Origin of the sequence: Ralstonia sp. ASV6 (assembly GCF_016429285.1) — a bacterium.
GTDB classification, from domain to species: domain Bacteria; phylum Pseudomonadota; class Gammaproteobacteria; order Burkholderiales; family Burkholderiaceae; genus Ralstonia; species Ralstonia flaminis.
On record NZ_JAELUI010000016.1, the window covers coordinates 12,166 to 24,891 of the forward strand.

A 12,726-nucleotide genomic window follows, 5' to 3' on the forward strand; every position below is an offset into this window, starting at 1 on the left:
CGCTAGGTTGCCCTGGATGGCGCGCCGTGTCTGGCGATTCGCAAACACCATGCCAGTGCAAACCGGTCTGGCACATGACTTGCCTTGCCTCATGTCTGACCGATGCGCCCACGCTGCAGGCTTGCGCCAACGACGCCATGAACATCCTTGCCTATCCCGCCTACCAGGCCATCACGGAGTTGATGCGGCCGTGGCGGGATGCTGCAGCCATTGCACGAGCAACGATTGCCGCGACCCCCGCATTGGCCGAAAGCCCACACGGCCGCTACATCGATGCCTGCTGTGAGCTCGTACAGATGGCCGGCCTATCGCACCACCGGCCGCCCTTTGGCATTGACACCGTGCACGTGTGCGGTGAGCCCGTCGCCGTGACGGAAGAGGTCGTCTGCAATACGCCCTTTGGTGCCTTGCTTCATTTCCGCAAGGCCAGCGGTCCACAGCAACCGCGCGTGCTGATCATCGCGCCGATGTCCGGACACTTCGCCACGCTGCTGCGCGGCACCGTGCGCACCATGCTGGCCGACCATGATGTGTACATCACCGATTGGCACAACCCGCGCGACATTCCGCTTTCCGCAGGCAGTTTCGGCTTTGGGGACTACGTTGGCCACGTCATCAGGTTTCTGCAGCAACTCGGGCCCGATGCCCACCTCGTGGCGATCTGCCAACCCACCGTGGCCGCGCTGGCTGCCGTGGCGCTCATGGCCGAAGACGGCGACCCCGCCCAGCCCGCCAGCATGACGCTAATGGCCGGGCCGATCGATTGCCGCATCAATCCGACCAAGGTCAACGCGCTGGCCAACAGCCGGCCGATCGAGTGGTTCGAGCGCAACCTCATCAGCGTAGTGCCGGCGGGCTTTGTGGGCGCACAGCGGCGCGTGTATCCGGGCTTCGTGCAGTTGTGCGCGTTCATGTCCATGAACCTGGATCGGCACGCAGCGTCGTTCTCTGACCTGCACCACGAGCGCGCAAAGGGTGACCCGGCCAAGGCTGAGGCGATCCGCAGGTTCTACGAGGAGTACTTCGCCACCACTGACCTGACGGCCGAGTTCTACCTGGAAACCGTGAGCACGGTGTTTCAGCAGTACGCGCTGCCGCTCGGGGAACTGCACGTAGGCGGTCGGCGGGTCGAGCCGCGTGCCATCCGACATACCGCACTGCTGACCATCGAGGGCGAGAAGGACGACATCTGCGCGGTGGGCCAGACGATGGCCGCGCAGGACTTGTGCAGCAGTCTTCGCCCGTACATGAAGCGGCACCACGTGCAGACCGGCGTGGGGCACTACGGTGTATTCAATGGCCGCAAGTGGGAAACGCAGATCTACCCGATGGTGCGCGCCACCATCCATGACCACGAGCCGCGCGCGCCCAGGGCTGCCACCGCGTCGCAGACCGGTGGTCAGGTTGTCAGCCTGCGCGACTGGGTCGAATCCTCAAAGGCCGCGGCTTCCGGCCAGACGTAGCCAATCCCACACGGCCCGTGCGGCGCCCTCCTCCAGGCGCGTTTCCGGCGCGACCGCCCAGAAGGCATAGCGGCGGATGACCGGCCCGTCGAACGGCTGCACGAGCGTGCCCGCCTCCAGCGCGTCGCGCACCAACGGCAGGTTCGCCAGGACCACGCCCTGCCCCGCCAGGGCCGCAGACATGGCATGCCCGTCGTCAGACAGCACGATGCCCGACGCGATCTTGAGCACGTGTTCGATGCCAGCGGCACGGGCCCACAGAGGCCAACCGATGGATTGCGGCAATGTGCGCTGCCATTCCGAGTGGATGAGCGGCACACGCGCCAGATCGTCGTGCGAACGGATGTTCAGCCCTGGGTGGCAGACCGGTGCATAGGCATCGTCAAATAGGTGTGCGGCGACGAGGCCGGCGCTGGCGGTAGGCGACTCGCCATAGCGCACGGCCAGATCCGCACTGCCGCCATGCAGGTCGACCACCGTATCGGACGCATGGATGCGCAAATCCACCTCCGGATGCTGCGTGGCGAACTCACCGAGTCTGGGCACGAGCCAACGCGCGGCCAGCCCCATTGGCGCGGTGAGTGTGACGCGCTGGCGCACCGGCTGCACCGCGGGAGCGCGGATGGTATCGATGGCCTGCGCAAACGCATCAAAGCCGGTGTTGAGCACCGGATACAGTCGCTCGCCGGCCTCCGACAACCGCAGCGCGCGCACCTGCCGCTCGAACAGCGTCACGCCCAGCGCCTCTTCCAGGCGGCGGATCTGGTGGCTGATGGCCGTGGGCGTGACCGACAGTTCGTCGGCGGCGCGCTTCATGCTGAGATGGCGTGCAGTGGCCTCAAAGGCACGCAGCGCGCTCAGGGGCGGGAGTTTTCGCATGCGCGGATTGTGTCACGGGTGCCGTGTCCTCATGGTCTGCATGGATGATTTCAAGTCATCCGTCGCGCGCAAAACATGTCGTTTGTCGCAGTGCAGCGCGGTTCATAGAGTGGGCACACCTCCACTCATAACGGATTCGACATGACCCGTCTTTTGCACCTCGACTCCAGCGCCCGGCCGGGCAGTTCCGACACGGCCCGCCACGGTTCGCACACCCGCCGGCTTACGGCCCGCTTCGTGGCGCGCTGGCGCGAACGTGAGCCCGATGCGCATATCGTCTACCGAGACGTCGGCGCCCAACCGCCGTCGCCCGTGGATGGCCACTGGGTGCATGCCGCATTCACGCCGCCCGCGCAGCGGGAACCGTGGATGCACGAAGCGCTGGCGCAAAGCGATGCGCTGGTCGACGAGTTGCTTGCCGCAGACGTGATCGTGGCCGGTGTGCCCATGTACAACTTCGGCATGCCCGCGCAGTTCAAGGCCTACATCGACAACATCGTGCGCGTAGGCCGCACGTTCGGCTTCGACCGCAGCCGCGCAGGCGAGCCCTACTGGCCCCTGCTGGCTGAGATGAACAAGCGCCTCGTCATCCTCAGTTCGCGCGGTGACTTCGGCTATGGCCCTGGCCAGCGCATCGCCCACCTGAACCATGTGGAAGGCGGCGTGGCCACGGCGTTCGGCTACATCGGTATCACCGACGTGGCGTCCGTCGCCATCGAGTACGACGAGTTTGCGGACGATCGGCTGCGTGCGTCGATTGCGTCTGCTGAAGCCGATGTCGATGCGCTGGTGGCGCGCATGGCGGCAAGCACCGCCGCTAAGGCAGCTTAGTCGATCAACCGTCCATCTGGGTTTAGTTTTGTGTGCTGGCGTGAATACACGCGATGCTCGGGAGCACAAACAAATATCGATTGATTATTGGCGCGCCAAGTGTTTTTTCGGCAGCACTACCATCCGCAACGTAAAATTTTCACGAATGGCAGCGCGAAGGATAATTGTATTATGATTCCAGTTTTAAAATAACTCGCCTTTGAATGGGGGCACTCGCCCCACCGGATCCGTACCAAAGTTCCGCATTGATGCCATTTATATTTCCACTTGAGTCATAAGTTGGTGATATAAAATTCAAATGCATATCTGTTGTTTCAATTCCAAAATGAGCCATCACAGGAGAAGATTCACTCCCAATTAAAGACCCGGGAAAGGAACTCCAGTTATTGCGACGTTCCGGATTCTCTCGCTTAAAAGTCTGATGACCCTCATTTTCCTCCAGCGAAGATCTGAGTTGCGTATTGACCATGCTCACGGTGGAATCAGGGTAGATTGTCAACTTATCTCCTTTAATCAAGCCATTCTGGCACAGCGCGCCTGCGTCTTCAACAATGTACACGGCAGCACCTTGTTTCGGCGTCCAATCGCTCACCAGCGTTCCATCCGGTATTCTTTTCTTTTGATAGCGCACCACTTCTCCATCTTTCACATACGGTGATCGCCTCAGAGTAACTCCGGTTTGAATTTCTCCATTAAAATTTGATTTCACAAGCTCGCAGACCGCGCTGGCATCAATTATATTTCCACTGGAGTCATAAGCTAATGGCGTAAGCCGCACGAAAACCATATCCGTGCCCGCCATAAAATCAAAAGTCACTGGAAGGTTAAATGGCTTCTTGATCACGCTTTCAATACCGCCTTTAAACTCTTTCCACTCTGGAATTCGTGCCGCAACCAACTTCGCCGCGCCGTTGTGTGAAATAGTTAAAGTGTCACCCCTGCTCAGTGTTCTGGGTTTGGCTGCAATAATGGTACCTTCATCGTCAACAACGAAGACGACGTCGCCTTCTTTCGGTGTCCAGTCGCTCACCAAATTTCCGTCTGCCATATAACCTCCAAATGATGCAGATATGAACCCATGCCAAATTTAGCATCGGGCAATCAATACATTTAAGACAAGCAAAGACAGGTTGGGTCGCGCCGGATGCGCGCACAAAAATAGTGCACACATTGTGAGTCAATGATGCTCAGGCAATCATTTCCGGCACTGTCGAAGGCTATGCAGAGAACAGCCCATCGTCAAAAAATGAAGGGGCGCTTCTTTTTTAATGATGGCGAAAACCCACCGAACCGCTTGGAAAATGAATCTTGGCCTGGATGCACAAGAAATTGAAAGTTCTTCGTATGCTGCGTAAGGCGCAAGCTGGCCTCATCGGCGGCCAGCATTACTCCTCAAAACGACTCAATCAATTAATCTTCCATCGGCCTCAAAAAACGGGTGCGGGCCATCGAATTCGCCAACGTAAGCGAGATGGCTCACCAGCCCCTGGCCTGGCACCCAGGCATGCACCTTGTAGGCGGGCGGCTCCATCACAAAGCCGGGTTCGCCCGCGGGGTTCAGGTCCAACGCCACCTGATGCGCCGGTGATGGGCAGGTCGATGCCACCGTGCCCGCAAAGCGCACGTCAATGGAGCGATGCAAATGGCCGCAGATGATGCGCTCGACGTTGCCCGCCGCACGCACGATCTGCGCAAACGGCGGGATGTCGTCTTCGGCCAGCGACTGCACATCCATGTGATGGATTCCGGTGGCAAACGGCGGATGGTGCATGGCAATCACCGTCGGACGCAGCGTTTCCTGCGCCAGCGCTTCGGCCAACCAGTCCAGGCGCTGCACGCCCAGGCGGCCGCCCGGGTGGCCGGTGTCCAGCGTGTCGAGCACGATCAGACGCACATCGCCAAGGTCGGCCCAGTACTGGAATGCATGCGGGTCTTGTGCGGCAGCCGGAATGGCCGCGAGCCAGTCGGCAAAGGCGTCGCGTGCGGCATCGCGGGCATCATGGTTGCCAAGCACAGGCAGCATGCGGATGCCTGCCGCATCCAGCGGCGCGAGCACGGCGCGCAGGTGCGCGTATTCCTCGGGGGAGCCGGCATCCACCAGATCACCGGTCAGCACAATGGCCTCGGGGCGCTCAGGCTGCGCAAGGACGTGCTCCACGGTACGTGCCAGATAGGCGGCAGAATCCACACGCCGATATGCCAGCCGCCCCGGGCGCTTGATATGAAGGTCGGTCAGTTGCAGAAAGTGCATCACGCTTGCAAGGTGAGGAGCCGGTCTGCCGGAACATCAAAGCCGACCGCGTGGCCTGGCGCAAAGTGCTGGCGGCCGGGCACGTCAATGAACAACGGCATGGCCGAAACGCCCGCCACGCGCACACGGGTGCGGAACCCGAGAAACACCGCCGATTCCACCGTGCCCTTGAGCGCAGCGTGCGCCGGATCGGCCAGCACGGCGTCTTCCGGGCGGAAGAACACCGTATCGTTTCCATCCTTGCCCTCGCCTGCCAGCACGGGCACACGACCACCCGCGCAGACAAATGCACCATCGCGCCGCAGGCCGTCGAGCCGGTTCATGATGCCGATGAAATCGGCCACATGCCGGTTGGCCGGCTGGAAGTAGATCTCGCGTGGCGTGCCGATCTGCGCGATGCGGCCGGCTTCCATCACGACGATGCGATCCGCCAGCGCCATCGCTTCTTCCTGATCGTGCGTCACGTAAATGGTGGTGATGCCGAGGCTACGCAGCAGGCGGTCCATTTCGGCGCGCACAGATTCGCGCAGCTTGGCGTCGAGTGCCGTGAGCGGCTCGTCGAGCAGCAGCACGCGTGGCTCCGGCGCCAAGGCGCGTGCCAAGGCCACGCGCTGGCGCTGGCCGCCGGAGAGCTGGTCGACAGCGCGATCGGCATACGGTGTGAGATGCATCATCTCCAGCAGCGTGTTCGCACGGACGCTGATCTGTGCGTCAGACAGGCCATTCAGGCGGCGCTGGATGCGCAGGCCGTATTCCACATTGCCGCGCACGCTCAGGTTGGGAAACAGCGCGTAGTTCTGGAACACCATACCGACGCGGCGGCGCTCGATGGGGCGCGCGGTGACATCCTCGTCGCCAAAGCGCACGGTGCCGCCCGCATCCGGCGCTTCCAGCCCGGCTACGATGCGCAGCGTGGTGGTCTTGCCGCAACCCGAGGGGCCGAGCAGCACGACGGTTTCACCGGCGCCGATATCGAGGTCGAGTGGGTCCAGCACACGCTGGCCGCCGAAGTGCTTGCCGCAGCCGCGCAGCTGGATCGGCACAGGTGCGAGATTGAGAGAGTCTTTGCTCATCGGGAGGTCTTTCCGTTGCGGGTGTCGCTCGTGCGCAGCCCGCCAAAGCGCTGCATCAGTACCAGCAGCGGCACGATCATGACGAAGAAGATCAGCGTGTAGGCGCTGGCAATCTCCAGGCGCATCGACGCATAGGTGTCGGCCAGGCCGACCGGCAGGGTCTTGGTCTGCGGCGTGTGCAGCATCCAGGTCAGGTTGAATTCACCCACTGACAGCGTCAACACCGTCAGCGCGCCGGCCAGGATGCCGGGCTGCACGTTGGGCAGCACGATGGTGCGAAAGCGCTGCCAGAACGACGCACCCAAACTGGCGGCGCCCTCCTCCAGCGTCTTCAGGTTCTGCCCCGCACACACCGCCGCTACCGAGCGCACCATGAACGGCAGCGTGAACACCACGTGCCCGACCACGATGAACCACAGGCTTTCGCGAAAGCCGCCGAACCCGCCATACGCAACGATCAACCCCAGTGCTGTCGCCAAGCCCGGCAGCGCCACAGGCAGCGTCAGGAATTCTTCGATCAGGCGGCTCGTGCGGCTCTGACGGCGGGCCAGCACATAACCGGCCGGCACACCAGCGGCCAGTACGATCACCAGCGTGCACAGCGCCACCAGCAACGACATCCAGATCGACGTCTGGTACATGTCCCACACCTGGGCGACCCAATCCAACGTCCAACCGCTCTTGAAACCGCGGATGTAGTTGCGCGTCAGGCCCACAGCCATTGACAGCACAACCGGCACGATCAGGAACAGGCACAGCAGCAGCGTAATCAACCACTGCGAGAGAGAAAGCAGGCGTTTCATGCCGCCGCTCCGGTTTGCCCGCCGCTTGCAGTGCGCGCAATCGCCAGCACCAGCCATGTCACCACACCCAGCACGACCGACAGCGCTGCTGCCATCGCAATGCCTGCGTTGAGCGTGAATTCGGTGTAGATCGTCATCGGCAACACGTCGATTTCGGTGGCAAGCGTGAAGGCCGTGCCGAATGCGCCCATCGAGGTCGCAAAGCAGATGGCCCCCGAGGCGATGAGCGCGGGTGCGAGCCCCGGCACCAGCACGTCGCGCGTGACCTGCCAAGACGATGCCCCCAGCGAGCGCGCGGCCTCTTCCAGCGAGCGATCGAGCTTTTCCGCCGCCGCCATCACCGTCAGCACCACGCGCGGGATCGAGAAATACAGGTAGCCGAGAAACAGCCCGCCGATCGAATAGGCGAAGACCCATTTCTCGCCGGTCAGCGCACGCGTCAGGTCACCCAGCAGGCCTTGACGCCCGGCCAGCAGGATCACCATGAAGCCGACCACCACGCCCGGAAACGCCAGCGGGAACGTCAGCATGGCGGTAATCAGCCGTTTGCCCGGCACGTTATGGCGCACCAGAAACAGTCCAGCAATGGTCGAGAGCACGAGCGTTGCCAGCGTCACGGCCGCCGACAACACGACCGTGGAGACAAGGCTACTCAGATAGCGCGGCGTGGTCAGCGCTGCCGTGTAGGTGGCGATCAAGCCTTCACTGCCACTCACACGCAGCAGCGCAGCCATTGGCAGCAACCAGAATGCGCAGAACAACGCAACGGCCGGCGCCAGCAACGCCACCCGCCACCGTGCGGGCAGTACCGCATCCTCTGGCAAGGTGGTTCGGGTGACGGTGCTCATGCTCAGCGGACCTCGTCCAGATAGCGCGTGCCGAAGGCCTGCTGGCCTGCTGCCATCTTGTTGAAGTCGACCGTCTTCACGCGGGCGTATTCACTGGCCGGCAGGAAGCGTGATGCCGCTTCCTTGCTCATGGCATTGGCGCGCACCGGGCGCAGGTAGGCGTTGGCCCACAGCGCCTGGCCTTCATCCGACAGCACGAAGTCCAGCACCTTCTTGGCGTTGTCCGCATGCGGCGCGCCGGCGGTCAGGCTCATCACGTACGGCACGGCAATCGAACCTTCTTGCGGGATCACGAACTCCACGTTGGCGTGGTCCTTGTACTTGGCGCGATAGGCGTTGAAGTCGTAGTCCAGCAGGATGGGGATTTCACCGGCCACGACGCGGGCGTAGGCCGTTTGCTTCGGCACGATCGGCGCGTTCTTCTTCAGTTGCTTGAACCACTCAATGCCGGGGGTGAAGTTGTCCAGCGTGCCGCCCAGCGCCTGGTTGACTGCCACGGCGCCCACATAGCCAACGAATGCGCTGCTCGGGTCCAGGTAGCCGACCATGCCCTTGTACTCAGGCTTGAGCAGGTCCTTCCACGAGCGCGGCACCGGCTTGCCTTCCAGCGCGTCCTTGTTGACGAAGAAGCCCAGCGTGCCGGAGTGGATCGAGAAGAACGCGCCGTCCGGGTCCTTCATGCCGGCCGGAATGTCTTCCCAGTGCTTGGGCTTGTAGTTGGCGACCAGCCCCTTCTCCTTGGCCTGGTAGGCGGACGTAATGCCCAGGTAGGCCACGTCGGCCACGGGGTGCGACTTCTCAGCCAGCATCTGCGCGATGGCCTGGCCGGAGTTCTTGTTGTCGAACGGCACGGTAATGCCGGTCTTGTCCTTGATGGCCTTGATCTGGCTGGCCCAGTCGGCCCACTCCGGCGGGCAGTTGTAGCAGATGGCGACCTGCTGGCCGGCCGGCTGGGCCTGCACTGGCGCGGCCAGGCCGAAGGCGCCAGCAGCGATGGTGGCACCAGCAAGGCCGCACGCGCGCAGCCATTGAACGAGACGTTTCATCGAGACGCTCCTTGCGTATCAGACGTGAGGGAAGAAGGCACAACAGAAAGCGATGCGGGCGCTCGGGCCAGCGTGCCGCCATGCAGCAGGCGATGCGGTAGCGTGATCGATGGCACGACCTCACCCGCGATGCGGCGCGCCAGCGCTTGGGCGGCACCCTCGCCAATCTGGCGATGCGGTTGCGCCACCGTAGCAAGCGTGGGCATGAGCCACTGCCCCATCGCCAAGCCGTCAAAGCCGATCACGCTCACGTCTTCCGGCACGCGCAGGCCCATCTCGCGCAGCGAGCGGATCGTGAGCAATGCCAGGCGGTCGTTGCTGCAGAAGATGGCGGTCGGGCGCGGCGGCGCCAGCAGGCGGGCCAGTTCGGCGGGCAGCATGGCATCGGCGTTGAAGTCGATTTCCACCGGTGGCTGCGGGGCAATGCCGGCGGCTTCCAACGCCTCGCGGTAGCCGTCGTGTCGTAGCGCCGCACGGTCGGACGCCGACAGCGTGCCGGTCAGCATGCGGATCTGCTTGTGGCCCTGCGCCAGCAGTGCACGGATGGCATCACGCGCAGCGGCCCGGTTGTCGACCGTCACGCAGCAGCGAGCGGGAATGCGCGGCTGGCCGACGGTGTCGTTGTAGACCAGCACATACGGCACGTGCTCGGCGTCCAGACGATCGAGGTGGGGGTTGGCCGCGGCATCGGCCACCGTCAGGACCAGCCCATCGACGCGCTGCTCCAGCAGGGTCTCGATGGCGCGTGCTTCGCGCTCGAGGTCGTAGGCGGTGGTCATGAGCATGACGCGCTGGCCCGTGACGGACGCCGCGTCCTCAATGCCCTGCATGCACTCCGCAAACACCGGGTTGGCCAGCGAGGGCAGCACCACGCCCAGCAGACCGGTATGCATTGCGCGTAGCTGGCGGCCCAACGCGTTGGGGCGGTACTGCAGCGCATCCATGGCGGCCTGCACGCGGGCGAGCGTCTCAGCGCTCACACGTTCCGGCGTATTGACCGCACGCGACACGGTGGCGATGGAGATGCCCGCCCGCGTTGCCACGTCTTTGATGCTGCTTGCCACGGCGCCCTCATTTGAATTTGTAAACGTTTACATCCTAGGTGACCGGAGTGACTGTTTCATGACAAGCGATGCTGCGCTGCAGCCATCACTGCAACGCAGCATGGCCACTGTTGCGCATAGCAAAGTTACAAAGCTCGCATATGCTTCTTACGAAACCGAGACATGCGCGGGTGAGCATGGCGCGCCAGCGTGCGCTCTGCAGCATGGCCCACTTGCTGCTCTGCCGTTCTGATCGCCTGTTCTTGCCGCCAGCCTGGAGACTGAAGACGTCATGCGCGTATCGCCCGCCTTCGATGTGCCCGCCAATACCCGGCCTGCCCTGCCCGACCTCCTGCAGCACTACAGCGCCGTGCGGACACAGTCCCTGGCACTGGCTGCGCCGCTGTCGGACGCCGATGCCACCGTCCAGTCGATGGACGACGCCAGCCCCGCCAAATGGCACTTGGCCCACACCACGTGGTTTTTCGAAGAGTTCATTCTCGGCCCCAACGTGGCCGGTTACCGCTCGCCGGATGCGCGCTACCGCTACCTGTTCAACTCGTACTACGAGACCGTTGGCGCAAGGCATCCACGCCCACGCCGGGGCATGCTCACGCGCCCGACACTCGATGCGGTGCGCTCCTATCGCGCGCATGTGGATGCGGCCATGCAGCGCCTGCTGGCCGAAGGCGTGTCTGCGGAGCTTGCCCGGCTGATTACGCTCGGTCTGCATCACGAGCAGCAGCACCAGGAGTTGCTGTTGACCGATCTGCTGCACCTGTTTGCGCAGAACCCACTGTGTCCGGCCTACGCGCAGACACGGCCCGCACCCGTACGCGCGACTGGAGCCCAACCAGGCTGGGTCGCATTCCAGGGCGGCGCCGCACAAATCGGCAAAACCGATTCCGGCGCCGATTTCATGTTCGACTGCGAGGGCCCGCGCCACACCGTCTGGCTGGAGCCCTACGCACTGGCAACACACCCCATCACCAACCGCGAGTGGATCGCCTTCATGCAGGACGGCGGCTATCGCCAGCCCACGCTGTGGCTATCCGATGGCTGGGCTTGGGTGCAGCGCGAAGGGATCGACGCCCCGCTTTATTGGCGCTCTGACGTAGATGGCGCGGAGGGTTGGCAGCAGATGTCGCTGCACGGTCTGCACCCCGTTGACCTGGATGCACCCGTCACGCATGTCAGTTTCTACGAGGCCGATGCCTATGCCCGCTGGGCCGGCGCCCGCCTGCCCACGGAAGCCGAATGGGAGCACGCCGCCGAGGGCATGCCGGTGCAAGGCAACTTCGCCGATCGCGGCGCGCTCATGCCATTGCCCGACCACGGCATCGCCCAGGCCGGCGGACTTCGGCAACTCTTCGGAGATGTATGGGAGTGGACTGCCAGCCCTTATGGCCCCTACCCGGGCTTTCAGCCGGCCGAGGGCGCCGTGGGCGAGTACAACGGCAAGTTCATGTGCAGCCAGATGGTGCTGCGCGGCGGGTCATGCGTGTCGCCCGAGGGGCACCTGCGGGCGACGTACCGAAATTTCTTCTATCCGCACCAGCGCTGGCAGTTCACCGGAGTGCGGTTGGCGCGGCGGGTGTGACAGGTATCACAGGCATCACACCCGTCCCGCATTGTCGGGCTTAGTTACCACGCAGTTCGCCCGGCGCCACGCGGCTGCTGCCATTGCTGTTGAACAGCGCATCGGTTGGGGTACCGATTGCATCGCGATTGCCGGATGGCGCTGCGGCCGGCTGAGGCGCTGGCTTAGGGGCCGCCATCGGCGTCGGTGCCTCTGGTGCTGCAGGCTTGGCCGCAGGCGCGGGCTGGCCAGACTGCGCAGCCAGCTTGCGCCGGCGTGACTCCAGCCCCGCGGCAATCTCGTCCTGGTGATACCGCTTGGCAAAGTCGATCACGTCCATCTTCTGCTGATTGCGCAGGTTCATGTCCGCGCCCTCGTCCAGCAGCAGCTTGACCGTGGTGATGTGGCCGTTCATGGCCGCCATCATCAGCGGCGTCGTGGCGTTGGGGCTTTCCGCATCAATATAGGCGGCGTGGTCGAGCAGGTATTTGACGACGTCGTCGTGCCCGTTGGTGGCGGCGTAGTGCAGCGCGGTCCAGCCGGTCTTGTTGACCTCCACCTCGTACGTTTCCACCATCAGCTTCACCATGGGCAGCAGGCCCTGGTAGGCGGCCATCATCAGCGCGTTCTCGCCGGCGGCGTTGGTGCGCTCGAAATCGAGGTTCTTGGCACGGATCAGCGCCTCGGCCACTTCGATGTTCTTGTCCTTGAGCGCGTCCACCAGCAGCGGCGTGCCTTCGCGCGTGTTCAGGTTCGGGTCGACGCCCTGCGCAACGTACTTCTGCACCAGCACTGGCCGGTTGTATTCGACGGCAGCACGCAGGTCGTCCTGTGGCGTGGCGAGTGCGACGCCCGACAGGGCCATCGTCAGCCCGACGGTCAATGTAATTTTTTTCATGCCGAACTTCAA

Annotated in this window: 12 protein-coding genes; 3 read left to right on the plus strand and 9 right to left on the minus strand. The window is 63.4% G+C overall.

The window, feature by feature from the left end:
- Positions 1-137: 137 nt before the first annotated feature.
- On the plus strand, positions 138-1,463 hold the full coding sequence (locus tag JHD73_RS04605) for a polyhydroxyalkanoate depolymerase (RefSeq protein ID WP_199028324.1): 1,326 nt from the start codon (positions 138-140) through the stop codon (positions 1,461-1,463).
- On the opposite strand, the gene JHD73_RS04610 is transcribed toward JHD73_RS04605, so the two are convergent.
- Complete coding sequence (locus tag JHD73_RS04610) at positions 1,434-2,342, minus strand: LysR substrate-binding domain-containing protein (protein ID WP_199028249.1); 909 nt, start codon at positions 2,340-2,342, stop codon at positions 1,434-1,436. The two genes, JHD73_RS04605 and JHD73_RS04610, sit on opposite strands and share 30 nt — an antisense overlap.
- A gap of 141 nt (positions 2,343-2,483) precedes the next feature.
- Between JHD73_RS04610 and JHD73_RS04615 the strand changes: the two genes are divergently transcribed.
- A complete protein-coding gene (locus JHD73_RS04615; RefSeq protein ID WP_199028251.1) occupies positions 2,484-3,173 on the plus strand; it encodes an FMN-dependent NADH-azoreductase in 690 nt (229 codons plus the stop codon).
- Positions 3,174-3,342: 169 nt separating this feature from the next.
- Here the strand turns inward: JHD73_RS04615 and JHD73_RS04620 are convergent, their stop codons facing one another.
- From JHD73_RS04620 to JHD73_RS04650, 7 genes are all read right to left on the minus strand, one after another.
- A complete protein-coding gene (locus tag JHD73_RS04620; protein ID WP_199028253.1) occupies positions 3,343-4,221 on the minus strand; it encodes a hypothetical protein in 879 nt (292 codons plus the stop codon).
- Positions 4,222-4,575: 354 nt separating this feature from the next.
- Positions 4,576-5,424: a phosphodiesterase gene (locus JHD73_RS04625; protein WP_199028255.1), complete on the minus strand. Its 849-nt coding sequence runs from the start codon at positions 5,422-5,424 to the stop codon at positions 4,576-4,578.
- A complete protein-coding gene (locus JHD73_RS04630) occupies positions 5,424-6,497 on the minus strand; it encodes an ABC transporter ATP-binding protein (protein ID WP_199028256.1) in 1,074 nt (357 codons plus the stop codon). Before JHD73_RS04630 ends, JHD73_RS04625 begins: the two co-directional genes overlap by 1 nt.
- Positions 6,494-7,300: an ABC transporter permease gene (locus JHD73_RS04635; protein WP_199028258.1), complete on the minus strand. Its 807-nt coding sequence runs from the start codon at positions 7,298-7,300 to the stop codon at positions 6,494-6,496. Before JHD73_RS04635 ends, JHD73_RS04630 begins: the two co-directional genes overlap by 4 nt.
- The gene (locus JHD73_RS04640; RefSeq protein ID WP_199028260.1) at positions 7,297-8,148 is read right to left on the minus strand and encodes an ABC transporter permease; all 852 of its coding nucleotides are present in this window, start codon (positions 8,146-8,148) and stop codon (positions 7,297-7,299) included. Before JHD73_RS04640 ends, JHD73_RS04635 begins: the two co-directional genes overlap by 4 nt.
- 2 nt (positions 8,149-8,150) lie before the next feature.
- On the minus strand, positions 8,151-9,194 hold the full coding sequence (locus tag JHD73_RS04645) for an ABC transporter substrate-binding protein (RefSeq protein ID WP_199028262.1): 1,044 nt from the start codon (positions 9,192-9,194) through the stop codon (positions 8,151-8,153).
- Positions 9,191-10,258 (minus strand): LacI family DNA-binding transcriptional regulator, encoded by a 1,068-nt coding sequence (locus tag JHD73_RS04650; protein WP_199028264.1) that lies wholly within the window; start codon positions 10,256-10,258, stop codon positions 9,191-9,193. Before JHD73_RS04650 ends, JHD73_RS04645 begins: the two co-directional genes overlap by 4 nt.
- Before the next feature lie 271 nt (positions 10,259-10,529).
- Between JHD73_RS04650 and egtB the strand changes: the two genes are divergently transcribed.
- The gene (gene egtB, locus JHD73_RS04655; RefSeq protein ID WP_199028266.1) at positions 10,530-11,837 is read left to right on the plus strand and encodes an ergothioneine biosynthesis protein EgtB; all 1,308 of its coding nucleotides are present in this window, start codon (positions 10,530-10,532) and stop codon (positions 11,835-11,837) included.
- A gap of 40 nt (positions 11,838-11,877) precedes the next feature.
- Here the strand turns inward: egtB and JHD73_RS04660 are convergent, their stop codons facing one another.
- A complete protein-coding gene (locus JHD73_RS04660; protein WP_233176783.1) occupies positions 11,878-12,714 on the minus strand; it encodes an ankyrin repeat domain-containing protein in 837 nt (278 codons plus the stop codon).
- Positions 12,715-12,726: the final 12 nt, after the last annotated feature.

Excerpts from the sequence above, each read along its gene's own strand:
- egtB (WP_199028266.1), top strand. The coding sequence starts at position 10,530 with ATGCGCGTATCGCCCGCCTTCGATGTGCCCGCCAATACCCGGCCTGCC.
- JHD73_RS04615 (WP_199028251.1), top strand. The coding sequence starts at position 2,484 with ATGACCCGTCTTTTGCACCTCGACTCCAGCGCCCGGCCGGGCAGTTCC.
- JHD73_RS04640 (WP_199028260.1), bottom strand. The coding sequence starts at position 8,148 with ATGAGCACCGTCACCCGAACCACCTTGCCAGAGGATGCGGTACTGCCC.
- JHD73_RS04620 (WP_199028253.1), bottom strand. The coding sequence starts at position 4,221 with ATGGCAGACGGAAATTTGGTGAGCGACTGGACACCGAAAGAAGGCGAC.
- JHD73_RS04635 (WP_199028258.1), bottom strand. The coding sequence starts at position 7,300 with ATGAAACGCCTGCTTTCTCTCTCGCAGTGGTTGATTACGCTGCTGCTG.
- JHD73_RS04605 (WP_199028324.1), top strand. The coding sequence starts at position 138 with ATGAACATCCTTGCCTATCCCGCCTACCAGGCCATCACGGAGTTGATG.
- JHD73_RS04630 (WP_199028256.1), bottom strand. The coding sequence starts at position 6,497 with ATGAGCAAAGACTCTCTCAATCTCGCACCTGTGCCGATCCAGCTGCGC.
- JHD73_RS04610 (WP_199028249.1), bottom strand. The coding sequence starts at position 2,342 with ATGCGAAAACTCCCGCCCCTGAGCGCGCTGCGTGCCTTTGAGGCCACT.
- JHD73_RS04645 (WP_199028262.1), bottom strand. The coding sequence starts at position 9,194 with ATGAAACGTCTCGTTCAATGGCTGCGCGCGTGCGGCCTTGCTGGTGCC.
- JHD73_RS04625 (WP_199028255.1), bottom strand. The coding sequence starts at position 5,424 with ATGCACTTTCTGCAACTGACCGACCTTCATATCAAGCGCCCGGGGCGG.
- JHD73_RS04660 (WP_233176783.1), bottom strand. The coding sequence starts at position 12,714 with ATGAAAAAAATTACATTGACCGTCGGGCTGACGATGGCCCTGTCGGGC.